9 protein-coding genes are annotated in these 15,621 nt (G+C 69.3%); 5 read left to right on the top strand and 4 right to left on the bottom strand.

What is annotated here, in order from left to right; translation table 11 throughout:
* Positions 1-170: 170 nt before the first annotated feature.
* The 4 genes from OG878_RS40485 to OG878_RS40470 form a co-directional block, all read right to left on the bottom strand.
* Positions 171-2,132, bottom strand: a complete 1,962-nt coding sequence (locus OG878_RS40485) for a hypothetical protein (protein ID WP_328891707.1) — start codon at positions 2,130-2,132, stop codon at positions 171-173.
* Between the two features lie 876 nt (positions 2,133-3,008).
* A complete protein-coding gene (locus tag OG878_RS40480; protein WP_326623968.1) occupies positions 3,009-6,116 on the bottom strand; it encodes an alpha-mannosidase in 3,108 nt (1,035 codons plus the stop codon).
* Between the two features lie 66 nt (positions 6,117-6,182).
* Positions 6,183-7,529, bottom strand: a complete 1,347-nt coding sequence (locus OG878_RS40475; RefSeq protein WP_328891706.1) for a 6-phospho-beta-glucosidase — start codon at positions 7,527-7,529, stop codon at positions 6,183-6,185.
* Positions 7,526-8,275, bottom strand: coding sequence for a DeoR/GlpR family DNA-binding transcription regulator (locus OG878_RS40470; RefSeq protein WP_328891705.1), 750 nt, complete (start codon positions 8,273-8,275; stop codon positions 7,526-7,528). The genes OG878_RS40475 and OG878_RS40470 overlap by 4 nt, the downstream gene beginning before the upstream one ends.
* 127 nt (positions 8,276-8,402) lie before the next feature.
* On the opposite strand from OG878_RS40470, the gene OG878_RS40465 reads away from it, so the two are divergent.
* The 5 genes from OG878_RS40465 (at position 8,403) to OG878_RS40445 (ending at position 15,603) form a co-directional block, all read left to right on the top strand.
* Positions 8,403-9,458 (top strand): carbohydrate kinase family protein, encoded by a 1,056-nt coding sequence (locus OG878_RS40465; protein ID WP_326816214.1) that lies wholly within the window; start codon positions 8,403-8,405, stop codon positions 9,456-9,458.
* Between the two features lie 74 nt (positions 9,459-9,532).
* Positions 9,533-10,813 carry an ABC transporter substrate-binding protein gene (locus OG878_RS40460; protein ID WP_267009668.1) on the top strand — a complete coding sequence of 427 codons (1,281 nt, stop codon included), beginning with the start codon at positions 9,533-9,535 and terminating at the stop codon, positions 10,811-10,813.
* Between the two features lie 3 nt (positions 10,814-10,816).
* A complete protein-coding gene (locus OG878_RS40455; RefSeq protein ID WP_406308849.1) occupies positions 10,817-11,791 on the top strand; it encodes a carbohydrate ABC transporter permease in 975 nt (324 codons plus the stop codon).
* Positions 11,792-11,800: 9 nt separating this feature from the next.
* Positions 11,801-12,652 carry a carbohydrate ABC transporter permease gene (locus OG878_RS40450; protein WP_267009346.1) on the top strand — a complete coding sequence of 284 codons (852 nt, stop codon included), beginning with the start codon at positions 11,801-11,803 and terminating at the stop codon, positions 12,650-12,652.
* A complete protein-coding gene (locus tag OG878_RS40445; RefSeq protein WP_328891704.1) occupies positions 12,652-15,603 on the top strand; it encodes a glycoside hydrolase family 2 TIM barrel-domain containing protein in 2,952 nt (983 codons plus the stop codon). Before OG878_RS40450 ends, OG878_RS40445 begins: the two co-directional genes overlap by 1 nt.
* The last annotated feature ends 18 nt before the right edge of the window (positions 15,604-15,621 follow it).

Raw genomic sequence — 15,621 nt, 5'->3', positions numbered from 1 at the left:
GAGGCCGTCCCCCCGAGGCCAGAGCAGACGCTCTGCGCCGGGACCAGCAGCGGAAGGCGGAAGAGAAGCGCACTGCTGCTTTCCTCCAGGACTCAGTTCAGAACTGTGAGTTCTCGGCCTGAGTCCTTACTTGTGCCTCGCGGATACCCGGGGCACACGATGCCACCGAGTCAGCGTTTCTGGAAATCCGTCTCTGGGGTTGTGATCAGGAGAGTTGCCGGTCCTAGCGGTGGGGGAGGGGTGTCCAGGCTGTCGCATACGTAGACCGTGAGGTGAGGGGAAAGGCGGATTCCGTCGGCTGCCCGACGGGCACGCTTGCGGTCGCGACGAGTTCCTTTGCCCGGCTTCGTGGGGTGCAGCGCTCTGCGCACGGGCTGCCAATCTGTGGCCTTCAGTGCAAGCGTGGCGATCGCCAGGTGACGCCAGTCCTCCGGCCGGCCCTGTTGGACGAGGTCCAGGGCGTCCAGCACCTCGGACGGGATGCCTGATGTCGGACGGCTCGGAGAGGGTGACCCCGGGGCATCAACGTGCGTGTAGAACGCGTTAACCGCCTCACTGCTGGTGTCGAGGTGCACGAGTTCGCCAGCGGGGGGCTCGACAGGCTGAACGCGGTGTTCCAGCCAGGCCGCCAGAGCATCTGCCTCGACGAAAACAGTGGGCCCCTTGGCCTTGGCCATGGCAGCGCGGGTGCTGGCGTAGGCGTAGAACTCTGCCGGGTGACGCAGGACGTCTGCCACCATCATCAGATCCGCGAGCGTGACCAGCCAGGTCCCATCGTCTGGGGCCGCGCCGCGTTTGCCGCCATCAGGAAGGTGTGTGGCGAACGGATCCACACGGTCGAGCGTGACGATCACCGACACCGCGGTAGGGAGATGGTCCGGCAGGGGCAGATGGCGCTTGTGTCGGTCCCGGAAGTCCCTTCCACCACCGTCGAGGTAGGCAATGGTGCGCGCGTTCTGCGTGAGGGCCTTGTCGACGAACTCGCGTGTCTTCTTCTTCACTCGGTCCGGCGCAGCCCTGCGGGCTGGGTCAGTGAAACGTCCCCCCTTGGCCTCGACCGCAAGTACGGCACCGGGCATGGCCATGAGGACGTCGACGTCCGGGTTCCCAGCCTCCGGATAAATGACGCCGGCGTGGGTGTACTCGTCCCCGAAAACCAAAGCCAGGGTGCGTCGGGCCTGTTCCTCGCAGAAGTCCTGGCGTCGCTTGTCGAACTGCTTCAAGAGGTCCGGATGAGCGAGGCAGGCGTCTGCGGCCCAGTCGAGTGCCTCGTGCAGGAAGTCGCCTGGACGAGCCCACAGGCCTCGCGTGTCTCCCAGGCCGATGATCGGGCGACGACGCAGCGTGTTGGTGTCGCTCAGTTCACGAAGGCCTGGTTGGCTGCCCAGCTGCGTCGTCAGCGAGGCGACCAGGCGGGTCATTTCGTCACGAGGAGCGTTGAGGCGTTCGGCCAGCAGCCCGGGAAGGTCGTCTTCGACAGGGGCTGCCCCGAACGTTGCCACCCCAGCGGCATGAACGAGTGCTAACTGTGAGCGGTGCGCCTTGTCCGTGGAGGCCTGGAGCGCGGCGAGAACGTCCTGAAGTGCGTCCACGGCCTGGTTCATCTGCGTGGCTCTCAAGGAGTGATACGCGTCAGCCGCATCCACGGCATGGTGAAGTGCGAAACCGAGGGCTTTTCGAGCCTGGCCGGCCAGTGGGGCGGTTATGCCTTCGATAATGGGTCGTAGGTGTGCGGGGTAACCCTGCATCCGGTCGAATCGCCGCTCTAGTTGCAGCATGTGCAGGACGTTCGTCTGCCGGTCTGCGGTGCCGTCGCGCAGCATTTTGGCCTGGTACGCCAGAGATTCGGCCTTCCCGTACTCGCGCAGCAGCGAATCCACGTCGAACAGGGCCTGCGGATGGTAGTCGGTCCCCAGCCGGGCGAGAACGTCGTCCGGCGGCATTGCCGTAACCAGGCCTCCGTAGAACTCCGTCAGCGCGTCACTGCCGAACACCAGTCTTGCCGGTAGCACCGCCCGGCTCATCGCGTTGAGAACGTGCATGCTGCTGTAGATCACGAGCGGATCGGCAGCCAGAGAAGCTCTGGAGATATCTGCCAACAGCTGCGGCAACTGCTGCTCTGCAGTTGCCATCTGCCGCCACGCCTGCTGCGCTTGATGCAGTCCGGCCTTGGACGAGGCATCCGGCCGACGGTGTCGCCGAAGGCCGCTGCCAACGGCTGTAGGCACAAAGGATGTTCCGGCCCCCAGGTAGGGCTCAAGCTCACTTACTGCGGCCGTGTAGTCGTTGGGCCGAGGACCTGACGTTGCCAAGAGGCTTCCTTTCCACCCACCCAGACTGCGGCCACGTCCGATGGCGCTGGTCAGCATAGAGCGTCAAGGACGCAGCCATGAGCGTCGCATCAGCACAGCCCTGCTTGCTGCAGCGAGCCGACTACTTGCCTTGGGACCGCCTTGATTGATCCTGGTTGCCATGACGGCCATCGCGGCACGCTGCGTCGCGCGTTCGGGGGGCCTTGCCGAGTCCGCCGGGCCTGCGGATGTTGGTGAGCCATTGCCCGACGGGTTTGACGAGGGCGGTGGCGTGGCGGGGCGCGGCCAGGGTGCCGGCTTCTGGTAGTAGCTGGCATCGGGAACGCCGTCATCATGTGCGAAGGACTACCGGGCGGACTCCATCGTCCACGGTGCCCTGACAGCCAATGCCGCCACCGTTGACAGGGCCGAGAGGTGAGCCGAATGTGTCGGTCACAAAGCCGCTGAGGTGTCGGTGTTCAGGTGAATGTGTAGAGCCGTGCACAGATCAGCTGGGTGTGGGCTGCGCCGGTCAGCCGTCGGGGCCCGCGATTGCGGATGGTGCTGCCCACGGGCTGCAGGATCTTGCCCTGGAGCGACGAAACGCGCCCTTTGGCCCGTCCCATGGTGCGCCGGGAATCAGCGCGCGCCGCCGGAAGCAACCGGCACAAGGGTCCCGCCCGGCCCATGGGGAAGACCGGGCAGGGCCCCGTACCATCAGCCCGCGGGCGTCAGCCGCACGGTGAGGATCTGGAACGGCCGTAGTGTCACGGCCACCTCCCCCTCACGGGCCGCTGATACCTCTGCGGGCTGCCCCGCGAGCGGGCGCTCCAGCAGGTCCGTGACCTGTACTTTGCCCAGCGGGAAGCCCGGGCGCAGAACCGCCTGCGCCCGGCCGCCCAGCGACTCGTAGAGCCGCACCACCACATCGCCCGAGCCGTCGTCGGCCAGCTTGACCGCCTCGACGGTGACGGCCGGGTTGTCGCTGGTGACCACCGGGGTGGCCGAGGCCGCGGCGCCGACCCGCAGCGGCAGGTTCAGTGCGTACCCCTCGGCGACGGCGTCCTCGACCGTCGCGCCCGGCAACAGGGCGTAGGTGAAGCGGTGCTTGCCCTGGTCCGCCCCCGGGTCCGGGACGCGCGGGGCTCGCACCAGGCTGAGACGGACCGTCGTCGTCGTACCGCCGTCCGTCTCCCGCGTGGTGCGGGAGACATCGTGTCCGTACGTCGAGTCGTTGATGACCGCGACGCCGTACCCCGGCTCCCCGATGTGCACCCACCGGTGGCCGTAGACCTCGAACCGGGCAGCCTCCCAGCTGGTGTTGGTGTGCGTGGGGCGCTGCACATGGCCGAACTGGATCTCGGCGCGGGAGTGGTCGGCCCGGACGTCGACCGGGAAGGCGGCCTTGAGCATCTTCTCCGCCTCGTGCCAGTCGATCTCCGTCTCGATGTCGATCCGGCGGCTGCCCGCACGTACCACGATCCTCTGGACGATCCGTGAGCCCTTGCCGAAGGAGCGCTCCACCCGCAGCGCGCCGAGCAGCGGACCCTCCTCCGACACAGTGACCGACTCGGCCTCGGTGAGGTCCGTGTAGCGGTTCCGGTAGTGCTTGTCGATGTCCCAGGCGTCCCAGTAGTTGGGCAGGTCGCTGTGCAGGCGCAGCAGATTGCCGGCAGCGTCCGGCGCCAGCACCTCACGGCCGGCCACCAGGTCGCGGACAGAGGCGATGGTGCCGTTCGCGGCGACTTCCACCCGCACCAGGCCGTTGTCCAGCACCCGGCCCTCGACGGTCACCGGCTGCGGGGCGGCCCCCGACGCGCCGAGCGGTGCGATGCCGCTCGCCGGGACCTCGGTGTACACGGCCACCGATCCGTCGGCCAGCTGCTGGCCGTCGGCCGCTGTGCCCGCGGGCACCGTGACTACCTCGGCGCGGTCGCGCGGAGCGGTGTTGAACACCGAAAGGCCTTCACCACCGGAAAGCGCCGCCAGTGCCTCGGTCGTCAGCTCCTGCACCTCGGCCGCGACCCGCGCGTACTCCGCCTCTGCCTCGCGATGGACCCAGGCGATCGAGGAGCCCGGCAGGATGTCGTGGAACTGGTGCAGCAGCACCGTCTTCCACAGCCGGTCCAGCTTCTCGTGCGGATAGCGGTAGCCCGGCGCGTGCAGCGCGGCCGTCGTCGCCCACAGCTCCGCCTCGCGCATCAGGTGCTCGCTGCGCCGGTTGCCCTGCTTGGTGCGCGCCTGCGAGGTGTACGTGGCGCGGTGCAGCTCCAGATACAGCTCACCGGACCACACCTGGTCCTTGGGAACCTCCTTCGCCGCCTCCGCGAAGAAGGTGTCCGGGTGCTCGACCGTCACCTTCGCCGAGCCCTCGAGGTCGGCGAGCCGGCGGGCGCGCTCCAGCATCTCCCGGGTGGGGCCGCCACCGCCGTCACCGTGCCCGAACGGGGCCAGCGAGCGGGTGCCGACGCCCTTGTCCTGGTAGTTGCGCACCGCGTGCGCCATCTCCTTGCCGGAGAACTCGGCGTTGTAGGTGTCCACCGGCGGGAAGTGGGTGAAGATCCGGGTGCCGTCCACGCCCTCCCACCAGAACGAGTGGTGGGGCAGCTTGTTGGTCTGGTTCCACGACAGCTTCTGGGTGAGGAACCACTCGTTGCCGGCGAGCTTTGCCAGCTGCGGGTAGGCGGCGTTGTAGCCGAAGGAGTCCGGCAGCCACACGCCCTTGGTCTCGATGCCGAAGTGCTCGATGAAGAACCGCTTGCCGTGGATCAGCTGGCGGGCGATGGCCTCACCGCCCGGCAGGTTGCCGTCCGACTCCACCCACATGCCGCCGACCGGCGCCCACTGCCCGTTCTTCACGGCCTGCTGGATACGGGCCCACACGTGCGGGTAGTTGTCGCGCACCCACTCGTACTGCTGGGCCTGCGAGCAGGCGAAGACGAACTCGTCGTACTCCTCGGCCAGCGCCGTGACGTTGGAGAAGGTGCGGGAGGTCTTGCGCTTGGTCTCACGGATCGGCCACAGCCACGCCGAGTCGATGTGCGCATGCCCGACGGCCGACATCCGGTGCGCACTGGCGTGCGCGGGCTTGGCCAAGGCCTCCTTCAGCACGGCGCGGGCGTCGGCCGCGGTGCCGGAGATGTCGTCCAGGTCCAGCGCGTCCAGGGCGCGGTCCAGACACGTCATGATCTCGTGCCGGCGCGGGTCGTGCGCCTCAAGCTCCAGCATCAGCTCGCGCAGCACCTGCAGGTCCAGTGACAGATGCCAGACGTCCTCGTCCAGTACGGCGAGATCGGCGCGCTTGAAGGTGTACAGCGGCTTGTCACCGGCAGTGAGCCGGTCGCCCAGCGGAGTGGGGCCGATGAAGTCGTTGGCGAGGATGTCCGGGTTGGAGGCGGCCTCCACCAGGTAGTGGATCTCCTCGCCGCCGACGGCCGGGTTGGCGACCGGGACGTACTGGTTCTGCGGGTTGACGGCCTTCAGCGGGCGGCCGTCCGGCACGTGCACCAGCGCCTCGGCCTGGTTGCCCGGCCAGTCGCCGACGAAGCCCAGGTCCATCACCGTCTCGACACGCTTGCCGGCCCACTCGGCCGGCACCCGGCCGCGCATCCGGAACCAGGTGGTGCCCCACGGCGGGCCCCACGGCGTGCCCATCGCGAAGGGTTCGTACGCGGCATCCGCGGCCTCGGCGAAGGGCACCGGCTCGCCGGGCGCCTGCCAGGCCTCGACCATGAGCGGGACGGAGGCGGAGTAGACGGCCGGCTTGATGCGCTGGTCGTGGATGCGTTCGACGCGCTCCTCGATCCGGCGGCGTTCGTCGTGCATGGGATCTCTTTTCAGAAGTTCTTGGGCAGCTCTCAGGGAGCTTTGCGGCAATGGAGAGGCGCGGCGCTACGTCAGGTACGCGAGGCCCGGATGCACCTCGCGGTACTCGTCGACCAGCCGCCGCGCCACCTCCACGGAGTCGATGAGCGGGTGCAGCGCGAAGGCCTTGATGGCGGCGGGCCGGGAGCCGGAGGCGGCTGCGTCCAGCACCTCGCGCTCCACGGCCTTGATCGCGCAGACCAGCCCGGCGGCATGACCCGGCAGCGGGGAGACGGTCACCGGGTGGGCGCCGTTGCCGTCGACCAGGCAGGGGACCTCGATGACGGCGTCCTCGTCGAGGATGGGGAGGGTCGTCCGATTGCGCACGTTGAGGATCAAAGTGGCGCGCTCGTCGCGGGCGATGGCCCGCATCAGGGCGAGGGCGACCTTCTCGTAGCCGCCGGACTCACTGAGCGACGCCTCGTCCCGCTCGCCGGCGCCGGCCGCCTCGCGGTTCTCCGACATATAGGTCGCCTCGCGCTCGGCCCGGGTGTCGTCCCAGGTACGCAGCGCGGGCGCGGCCGGGTCGCGCATGCAGTCGTAGAAGCGGGCCTGCTGGTCGCGCAGGAAGGCGCCGCGGGTCTGCTGCGCCTCCCGGTACGCCTTCACCGCTTCCCGGTTGAAGTAGTAGTAGTGCAGATACTCGTTCGGTACGGCGCCCAGCGACTGGATCCACTCCGGGCCGAAGAGCTTGCCCTCCTCGAAGCTGCCCAACAGCTCCCGGTCCGCGAGCAGCCGCGGCAACTGGTCGCGGCCGTCGATGTGCAGGCCGCGCAGCCAGCCCAGATGGTTCAGCCCGACGTAGTCGATCCAGGCGTCCTGCGGGCGTGTGGCGCCCAGCGCGCGGGCCACCCGGCGGCCCAGGCCCACCGGGGAGTCGCAGATGCCGATCACCCGGTCGCCCAGATGCCGGGACATGGCCTCGGTGACGAGGCCCGCCGGGTTGGTGAAGTTGATGAACCAGGCGTCCGGGGCCAGCGCAGCCACCCGCCGGGCGATGTGGTCCACGACCGGCAGCGTGCGCAGCCCGTACGCGATGCCGCCGGCGCCGACCGTCTCCTGGCCGAGCACGCCCTTGGCGAGCGCCACTTGCTCGTCCGCCGCCCGGCCCTCCAGACCGCCGACGCGGATCGCGGAGAAGACGAAGTCGGCGCCCCTCAGCGCCTCGTCCAGATCCGTGGTGACGGTCACCGCCGGGGCGTCCGGGTGACCGGCGGCCTGCTCGGCCAGCACCCGGGCGATCGCGGAGAGCCGGCCGGCGTCGAGGTCGTAGAGGGTCACGCCGGTGACCCGGCCCTCCGCGCGGTCGCCGAGCAGCGCACCGTACACGAGCGGCACCCGGAATCCCCCGCCGCCCAGAATGGTCAGTTTCATACTTTGATCACCTCTGCGCCGGCCTCCGCGAGCGCGGCGAGGGTCGCCGGGTCCGCGGACGCGTTGGTCACTACTACGTCGAGGTCCGCCGGACCGCACACCTTGGCCATCCCCTGGCCGGGGAACTTCCCGGCGTCGGCGAGCAGCACCACCTTCTCGGCGGCGGCCATCATGGCCCGCTTCACCGGCACCTCGATCACGGTGGTGTCCATGACCTGTCCGCCGGGTCGGACGCCGCTCGTTCCCAGGAACAGCCAGTCGGCGTGCAGTTGGCGCAGGCTGTCCTCGGTGAGGAAGCCCACCAGCGAGCGGTACTCGCGGCGGACCACACCGCCGGGGAGCACCAGTTCGATGCCGGTGTCCTCGGCCAGCTCCTCGTACACCACCAGATTGCTTGTGATCACGGTGAGTCGGCGGCCGTGCAGCTGCCGGGCCAGGCGGTAGGCGGTGGTGCCGATGTCCAGCAGCACCGTCTGGCCGTCCTTGATCATTGCCGCGGCGCGCTCCGCCAGGACGTCCTTGTCGGAGACCCGGACCTCGGCGACCTCCGCGAAGGGCTGATCACCCTCCTCCACCACCGCGCCCCCGTGGACGCGGGTGAGAAGGCCGTCCTCCTCCAGCCTGATCAGGTCGCGGCGGACCGTGGCGGCGCTCACGTCCAGCTCGGAGGAGAGATCGGCCACAGAGGCGGGCCCCCCGGAGCGCAGTGCCCGCAGGATGAGTTGATGTCGTCGCTCTGCCAGCATGCAGTGCACACTACCCTTCAATTTCATTCAATTCCATGCTTGATATTGAAGAAGTCTTGAAAAGTTTGCGCACTTGTCCCACGATCGGCTGGTCGAACTTGCACACTCTTGACGAGAGGACGCGCTCGTGAGCGAGCCGCTCCCAGCCTCCGACGTGACACCGGGCGATGAAGCGCCCGACCTCCTGCTCACCGGTCTGCTCTTCTACGACCTGGTCTTCACCGGCCTCGGACAGCCACCCGTGCCGGGCGAAGAGATCTGGACCCGGGGGATGGGCAGCGGTCCCGGCGGCATTGCGAACCTCGCGGTCGCCGCCGCCCGCTTCGGCCTGCGCACCTCGCTGGCCACCGTGTTCGGTGACGACTTCTACGGCCGCTACTGCCGCGAGGTGCTTGCCGGGCAAGAGGGTATCGACCTCTCCCTGTCCCGTACGGCCCCGGCCGGCTGGCACACGCCCGTCACCGTCTCCCTCGCGTTGGGGGATGACCGGGCGCTGGTCACCAACGGCCACGAGCCGCCGTACAGCCAGGACGAGCTCATCCGTGACCCACCGGCCGCCCGCTCCGCGCTGGTGCACATCGGCGCCGAGCCGCAGCAGTGGCTCGCCAAGGCCGCCGCTTCGGGCACCAAGATCTTCGCCGACGTCGGCTGGGACCCCTCCCAGCAGTGGTCGTCCGACGTGCTCGACCGGCTCTCCCTGTGCCACGCGTTCCTGCCCAACGAGGGCGAGGCCATGGCGTACACCCGCACCGACACCCCGACGGCGGCGCTGCACGCGCTGTCCGACCTGGTGCCGGTCGCGGTGGTCACCCGGGGGCGGGACGGCGCGATCGCCGTCGACCAGAGCACGGGTGAGTTCGCCGAGGCCGGCGCGCTTGACGTTGATGTCCTGGATCCGACCGGCGCCGGGGATGTCTTCGGGGCGAGCTTTGTCGCCGCCTCCCTGGCCGGCTGGCCGCTCGCCGAACGGCTGCGTTTCGCGGCGCTCGCGGCGGGGCTGTCCGTACGCCTGCACGGCGGGGCGCTGGCGGCGCCCGGCTGGGGCGGCGTCGCCGAGTGGTGGCGCGGTGTCGCAGCCGATCCCGGCGCCGAGGCGCTGCGCCGCGAATTCGGCTTCCTCACCGACCGGATCCCCACCGACCCCGGTCCGCCCCCACCAAGGGCACCGGTCACTCCCCTGTAGGACCTTCCTCCGTAAGACCCTCCGTAACACCTCCTGAACCCTCAACGACGAGAAACCGAAAGGCGGTGGGAGCAGTGCATCTCTCGCGCAGAGGACTGCTTCGCGCGGGCCTGGCAACCACCTCGGCCGCCCTGTTGGGCGGCACGGTCGCCGGCTGCTCGGTCCCAGCCGGATCCACCGGGAGCGACATGACGCTCTGGTACTGGGGCGGTGGACTGAGCGACAAGCTGGTGGAGGACGCCGTCAAGCGCTTCACCCAGGTCGACCTCAAGGCCACTCAGATCGGCGGCTACTTCCGCTCGAAGCTGCTGACGACCCTCACCGCCCGCGCTCATGCGCCCGACATCACCGGACTGAAGGGCGAGGACATAGCCTCCCTGCTGCCCAACGCCGACCAGTTCATCGACCTCAATACCCTCGGCGCGGACAAGCTGAAGAGCCAGTACCTGGACTGGAAGTGGAGCCAGGGCACCGCCGACGACGGCCGCCAGATCGGTTTCCCGATCGACACCGGCCCCTGCGTCCACTACTACCGCCCCGACATCTTCGAGAAGGCGGGCCTGCCCACCGAGCCCGAGGACGTGGCCGCGCAGATGGGCACCTGGGACGACTACTTCGCCGCCGGTGAACAGCTGGTGAAGAAGGCCAAGGGCTCCTACATGGTGAGCGACCCGCTGGCGATCTTCGGCATGGCCGTGGGTCAGTCGACGAAACGCTACGTCGACAAGGACCGGCACTTCATCGGTGACCAGGAACACATCACCCGCGCCTGGGACCTCGCGCTGGAATGCCTGGACCGGGGCATCGACTCCCCCTTCAAGTCCGGCACCGTGGACATCAACCCGGCGCTGGAGGACGGCAAACTGCCGAGCCAGATCGGCGCCTCCTGGGTGGCCGGCGACTTCAAGTCGCAGCTGACGAAGTCCAAGGGGAAGTGGCGGGTCGCCGCGATGCCGGAGCGCCCGGCCAACGACGGCGGCTCCTTCCTCGGCATCACCAGGTACTGCCGTGATCCCGAGCTCGCCTTCCAGATCATTACTTGGCTGCTCGGCCCCGAGAACCAGTCCCGCGGCTTCCTCGAAGCCTCCCTCTTCCCCTCCACCCCGGCCTCCTTCGAGTCGCCGGACCTGCGCACGCCGGACGAGTTCTTCGGCGGCCAGATCACCATGGACGTCTTCGGTCCGGCCGCGCAGCGGGTCCCGGTCTCCTACAACAGCCCGTACGACGTAGCCCTCAGCCAGCCCATCAGGGACGAGCTGACCTCCGTCTACATCTCCGGCAAGAACCGCAAGAAGGCCTGGCGGGACGCCATGGCCCAGTGCCGACGTATCGCAGACCACCTGGGGGTGAGCTGAGTCATGGCCGATCTGAAGACCGCACCGGCCGCAGCGGCCATGGACGCGCCCCCACCGGCTGTCGCTGCCAAGGCCCATCCGGAGGGCGGCATCCGTCGCCACTGGCGGCTGTACGCCGCGATCTCGCCGTTCTATCTCCTCTTTCTCTGCTTCGGCCTGATCCCGGCCGGCTTCTCGCTCTTCCTCGCCTTCCAACGCTGGGACGGCCTGGGCAACATGGAGTACGCGGGGCTGTCGCAGTTCCGCTATCTGCTCACCGACACCCAGTTCTGGGACGCGCTGGGCAACACACTCGTGATCTGGGCCATGGGCACCTTCCCGATGCTCGTCATCGCCCTGATCAGTGCCGTGATGCTGAACTCCGCGGTGCGGCTGAAGCGCGTCTACCGGTTCGCCTACTTCGTGCCGTCGGTCACCTCGGTGGTCGCCGTCGCGATCATCTTCGGCTCCATCTTCTCCACCAGCTTCGGCATGGTGAACGCCGTGCTCAAGGCCATCGGGGTCAGCGAGGTCGCCTGGCTGAACGAGCCGTGGGGCATCAAGGTCGCCGTCGCCGCGCTGATGACCTGGCAGTGGACCGGCTACAACGCGATCATCTATCTCGCCGGTCTGCAGACCATCCCCAGCGAGCTGTACGAGGCCGCGAAGGTCGACGGAGCCGGTCCGGTCAAGACCTTCTTCAAGATCACCGTGCCGATGATGCGCCCGGTCATCCTGTTCACCGTGGTGGTGTCCACGATCACCGGTCTGCAGTCCTTCTCCGAGTCGCAGGTGCTGCTCGGCGCCAACAACGGCGGCTCGACGTTCTCCGGCGGCCCCGAGCACGCCGGCCAGACGGTGGTCCTCTACTTCTTCCAACAGACCTTCGACAACAACGACTTCGGCTACGGGGCGGCCATCGCCTGGGCGATCTTCCTGATCGTGGTCGTCTTCTCCATCATCAACTGGCGGCTGGTCCAGCGCCGGGAAAGGGACTAGGAGGCCGCCATGACCAAGACCTTCACACCGAGGATCAAGGGTGCCCTGGCCCGCGGTGTCTCCTTGCACACCGCGCTCATCGCGGGCGTACTGCTGTCGGTCTTCCCGTTCTATCTGGCCGTCGTCATGGCCACCCGGACGACCAGCGAGATCTTCTCGTACCCGCCGAAGCTGCTGCCCGGCTCGCACTTCGGCGAGAACGTCAAGAACCTCTTCGACAACGTGGACTTCTTCGGGTCGATGCTGAACTCGTTGATCGTCGCGGTCAGCGTCACGGTGCTGGTGTTGTTCTTCGACTCGCTCGCGGCGTTCGTCTTCGCCAAGTTCGAGTTCCCGGGGCGCAAGCTGCTGTTCGGGCTGATGATGGCCATCTTCATGCTGCCCGCGCAGCTGGCCGCCATCCCGCAGTTCGTGATCATGGCGAAGCTGGGCTGGATCGGCTCGCTCACCGCGCTGATCGTCCCTGCGGCGGCCAACGCGTTCGGCATCTTCTGGATGCGCCAGTACATGACGGGCGCCATCCACGACGAGCTGATGGACGCCTCCCGCCTCGACGGCTGCAGCTTCCTCCGCCAGTACTGGCATGTGGCGCTGCCCGTGGTCCGCCCTGGCCTGGCGTTCCTCGGCATCTTCACCTTCATGAGCCAGTGGAACGACTACGCCTGGCCCCTGATCGCCCTCACCAACCCGGACAACGTCACTCTCCAGGTCGCGCTGTCCCAGCTCAACGGCGTGCACAGCATGACGGACTACGGCATGGTCATGGCCGGCGCCCTGCTGGCCCTGATCCCGCTGCTCATCGTGTTCGCCTTCGCGGCCCGCCACTTCATCGCCGACCTGGCCAAGGGAGCCATCCGCTGATGACCCGCCCGTCCCTGCCCACCCGCCCCTGGGAGAGCCCGGAGCTCACCTCCTGGCAGCGGCTGCCGATGCACGCCGTACGCCGGGAGGGGGACCGGATCGAGCTCGACGGCAGCTGGCGCTTCCAGCTGCTGCCCGCGCCCGATGTCCCGCTCGCGGACTTCTGGACCGAGCTGGAGGTGCCCGGCCTCTGGACCATGCAGGAGTTCGACGATCTGCACGGGGTGGCGGACCTGCCGCACTACACCAACGTCCAGATGCCGTTCCCGCACTTCCCGCCGCAGGTGCCCGCCGCGAACCCGACCGGTGTGCACGAGCGGGAGGTCGACATCCCGGCGGAGTGGGCGGGGCGGCGGATCGTGCTGCACGTGGGGGCGGCGGAGAGCGTGCTGGTCGCCGCGGTCGACGGGCGACCGGTGGGGATGGGCAAGGACTCTCATCTGGCGGGCGAGTTCGACATCACCGACGCCGTACGGCCCGGCGAGCGCGCCACCGTACGGCTGACCGTGGTCAAGTGGTCCGACGCCACGCACATCGAGGACCAGGACCAGTGGTGGCACGGCGGTATCACCCGCTCCGTGTACGTCTACGCCACCGATCCGCTGTATCTCGCCGATGTGAAGATCACCGCCCCGGCGGACGGCGGTCTTCTGGCCGAGGTGCAGGTCCGCTCGGCGGCGGGGGCGCTGCCCGCCGGCTGGTATGTCAGCGGCGAGCTGGAGGGTGTCGGGGAGCTGGCGCAGGACGCGGAGTTCGACGCGTACTGCAAGGAGGAGTGGCGGGTCTCCGACTTCCTCGGCGAGGCGCGGCTCAAGGCCGTCGTGCCGGACGTGCGGCCGTGGACCGCGGAGACCCCCGAGCTGTACGGACTCACGGTGCGGCTGCACCGGGCGGACGGCAGCGTGGCGGACACCTCGCGGCACCGGGTGGGCTTCCGCACCGTGCAGATCCAGGGCCGGGACCTGCTGGTCAACGGCGAGCGGATCTTCCTGCGGGGTGTCAACCGGCACGACTTCCACCCGCTCACCGGGCGGGTCGTGTCGCAGGCGGACATGCGCGCCGACCTCGTCCTGCTCAAGCGCTTCGGCTTCAACGCGGTGCGCACCTCGCACTACCCCAACGACCCCGCCTTCTACGATCTGGCCGACGAACTCGGCGTCTATCTGATCGACGAGGCGGACATCGAGTCGCACGACCACGCCCATGAGATAGCCGACGACCCGCGCTATCTGGCGGCGTTCACCGACCGGGTGTCGCGGATGGCGCTGCGCGACAAGAACCACCCCAGCGTGCTGATCTGGTCGCTCGGCAACGAGTCCGACTACGGCGCCAACCACGACGCCGCCGCGGGCTGGCTGCGCCGCTACGACCCGACCCGGCCGCTGCAGTACGAGGGCGCCGCGAAGATCGACTGGGCCGACACCTCGCTGGCCTCCGACATCGCCTGCCCGATGTACGCCAACCTCCCCGAGGTTGTCGAGCACGCCCTGTCCGGGCGCCAGACCAAACCGCTGATCTGGTGCGAGTTCTCGCACGCCATGGGCAACAGCAACGGCACCCTCGCGGACCACTGGGCGGCCATCGAAAGCACGCCGGGCCTCCAGGGCGGGTTCATCTGGGAGTTCCGCGACCACGGCATCCTGCAGCGTGTGGACGACAAGCGACCGACCGGCACCGCGGGCGCCGGCGCCTTCGCCGACGGTGTCGCAGGTCCGGGCCTGCGCTGGGCCTACGGCGGCGACTTCGGTGACACCCCGCACGACGGGGCGTTCGTCACCGACGGCATGGTCTTCCCCGACCGCACCCCCAAGCCGGCGATGTACGAGCACCGCGAACTGGCGGCGCCGGTCCGGCTGACCGCGTCGGTCGACGGGTCGGTGACGGTACGCAACCACCAGCACTTCCGCGATCTGTCCTGGCTGGCGGGCGAGTGGGTGCTGGCGGCGGAGCGCACCGGCACGCACACCGTCCCAGCGGTCCTGCCCGACCTGGGTCCGGGGGAGTCGGCGACCGTCGCCGTACCCGCGGAGCTGCTGGCGCAGGCGGACGGGGACGGCGGCGAGGCGTGGCTGACGCTGCGCGCCACCACGGCCGGCGCGGAGAGCTGGGCGCCGGCAGGGCTGGAGGTGTGCACGCCGCAGGTGCGGCTGCGCGGCGCCGCCCCGGCGGCCGCCGACACCGCGCAGGGCGAGGTCACCCTCGACGAGGACGGCCTGCTCGTGCACCCGCTGCTGGCCGCGCCGCCCACGCTGAGCCTGTGGCGCGCGCCCACCGACAACGACGAGCTCGGCGGGATCGCGGAGCGGTGGCGCAAGTGGGGCCTTCAGGCTCCGACCCGCACCCTGCTGGACGTGTCCGTACGCGACGGGCGCACCGTCGTACGGGCGGAGTACGCCACCGCCGAGGGCGCCGTACGCCATGAGCAGACCTTCACCCCGATCCCCGGCGGAGTCCTCGTCGAGGAGACGGCCGAGCTCCCCGAGGGCCTGACGGACGTCGCCCGGGTGGGTACCGTCTTCGAGACGGCCGCCGGCTACGAGGAGCTGGACTGGTTCGGCCAGGGGCCGTGGGAGTCCTACCCCGACCGCTGCGCCGGCCCGCCCGTCGGCCACCACCGGGTCGCCGTGGACGACCTGTTCACCCCCTATCTGCGCCCGCAGGAGAGCGGCGGCCGGCACGGCGTACGCAGCCTCGCCCTGCACTCCGCCGCGGGGGAGCGGCTCGCGGTGCGCCTGGACGAGCCGCGCCAGGTGTCGGTCACCCGGCACCGCGCCGCCGATCTGACGGCCGCCACGCACCACGACGAGCTCACACCGCAAGAGCGCTGCGTGGTCCATCTGGACGCCGAGCACCGCGGTGTCGGTACGGCGTCCTGCGGGCCCGACACGCTGCCGCAGTACCTCGTGGGCCCGGGCGTCCACCGCTGGTCCTGGAGGCTGACCGCCGAGTAGGCGGCCCCGGGGCACCGT

It is taken from the genome of Streptomyces sp. NBC_00316 (genome assembly GCF_036158715.1).
Lineage (GTDB): Bacteria > Actinomycetota > Actinomycetes > Streptomycetales > Streptomycetaceae > Streptomyces.
Note: the sequence above shows the minus strand (reverse complement) of the source record. Positions and strands in the feature narration are given on the sequence as shown.

Bases quoted from the DNA above. Each gene is read 5' to 3' on its own strand.
- OG878_RS40485 (WP_328891707.1), bottom strand. From the start codon at position 2,132: ATGGCAACTGCAGAGCAGCAGTTGCCGCAGCTGTTGGCAGATATCTCC.
- OG878_RS40480 (WP_326623968.1), bottom strand. From the start codon at position 6,116: ATGCACGACGAACGCCGCCGGATCGAGGAGCGCGTCGAACGCATCCAC.
- OG878_RS40475 (WP_328891706.1), bottom strand. From the start codon at position 7,529: ATGAAACTGACCATTCTGGGCGGCGGGGGATTCCGGGTGCCGCTCGTG.
- OG878_RS40470 (WP_328891705.1), bottom strand. From the start codon at position 8,275: ATGCTGGCAGAGCGACGACATCAACTCATCCTGCGGGCACTGCGCTCC.
- OG878_RS40455 (WP_406308849.1), top strand. From the start codon at position 10,817: ATGGCCGATCTGAAGACCGCACCGGCCGCAGCGGCCATGGACGCGCCC.
- OG878_RS40450 (WP_267009346.1), top strand. From the start codon at position 11,801: ATGACCAAGACCTTCACACCGAGGATCAAGGGTGCCCTGGCCCGCGGT.
- OG878_RS40445 (WP_328891704.1), top strand. From the start codon at position 12,652: ATGACCCGCCCGTCCCTGCCCACCCGCCCCTGGGAGAGCCCGGAGCTC.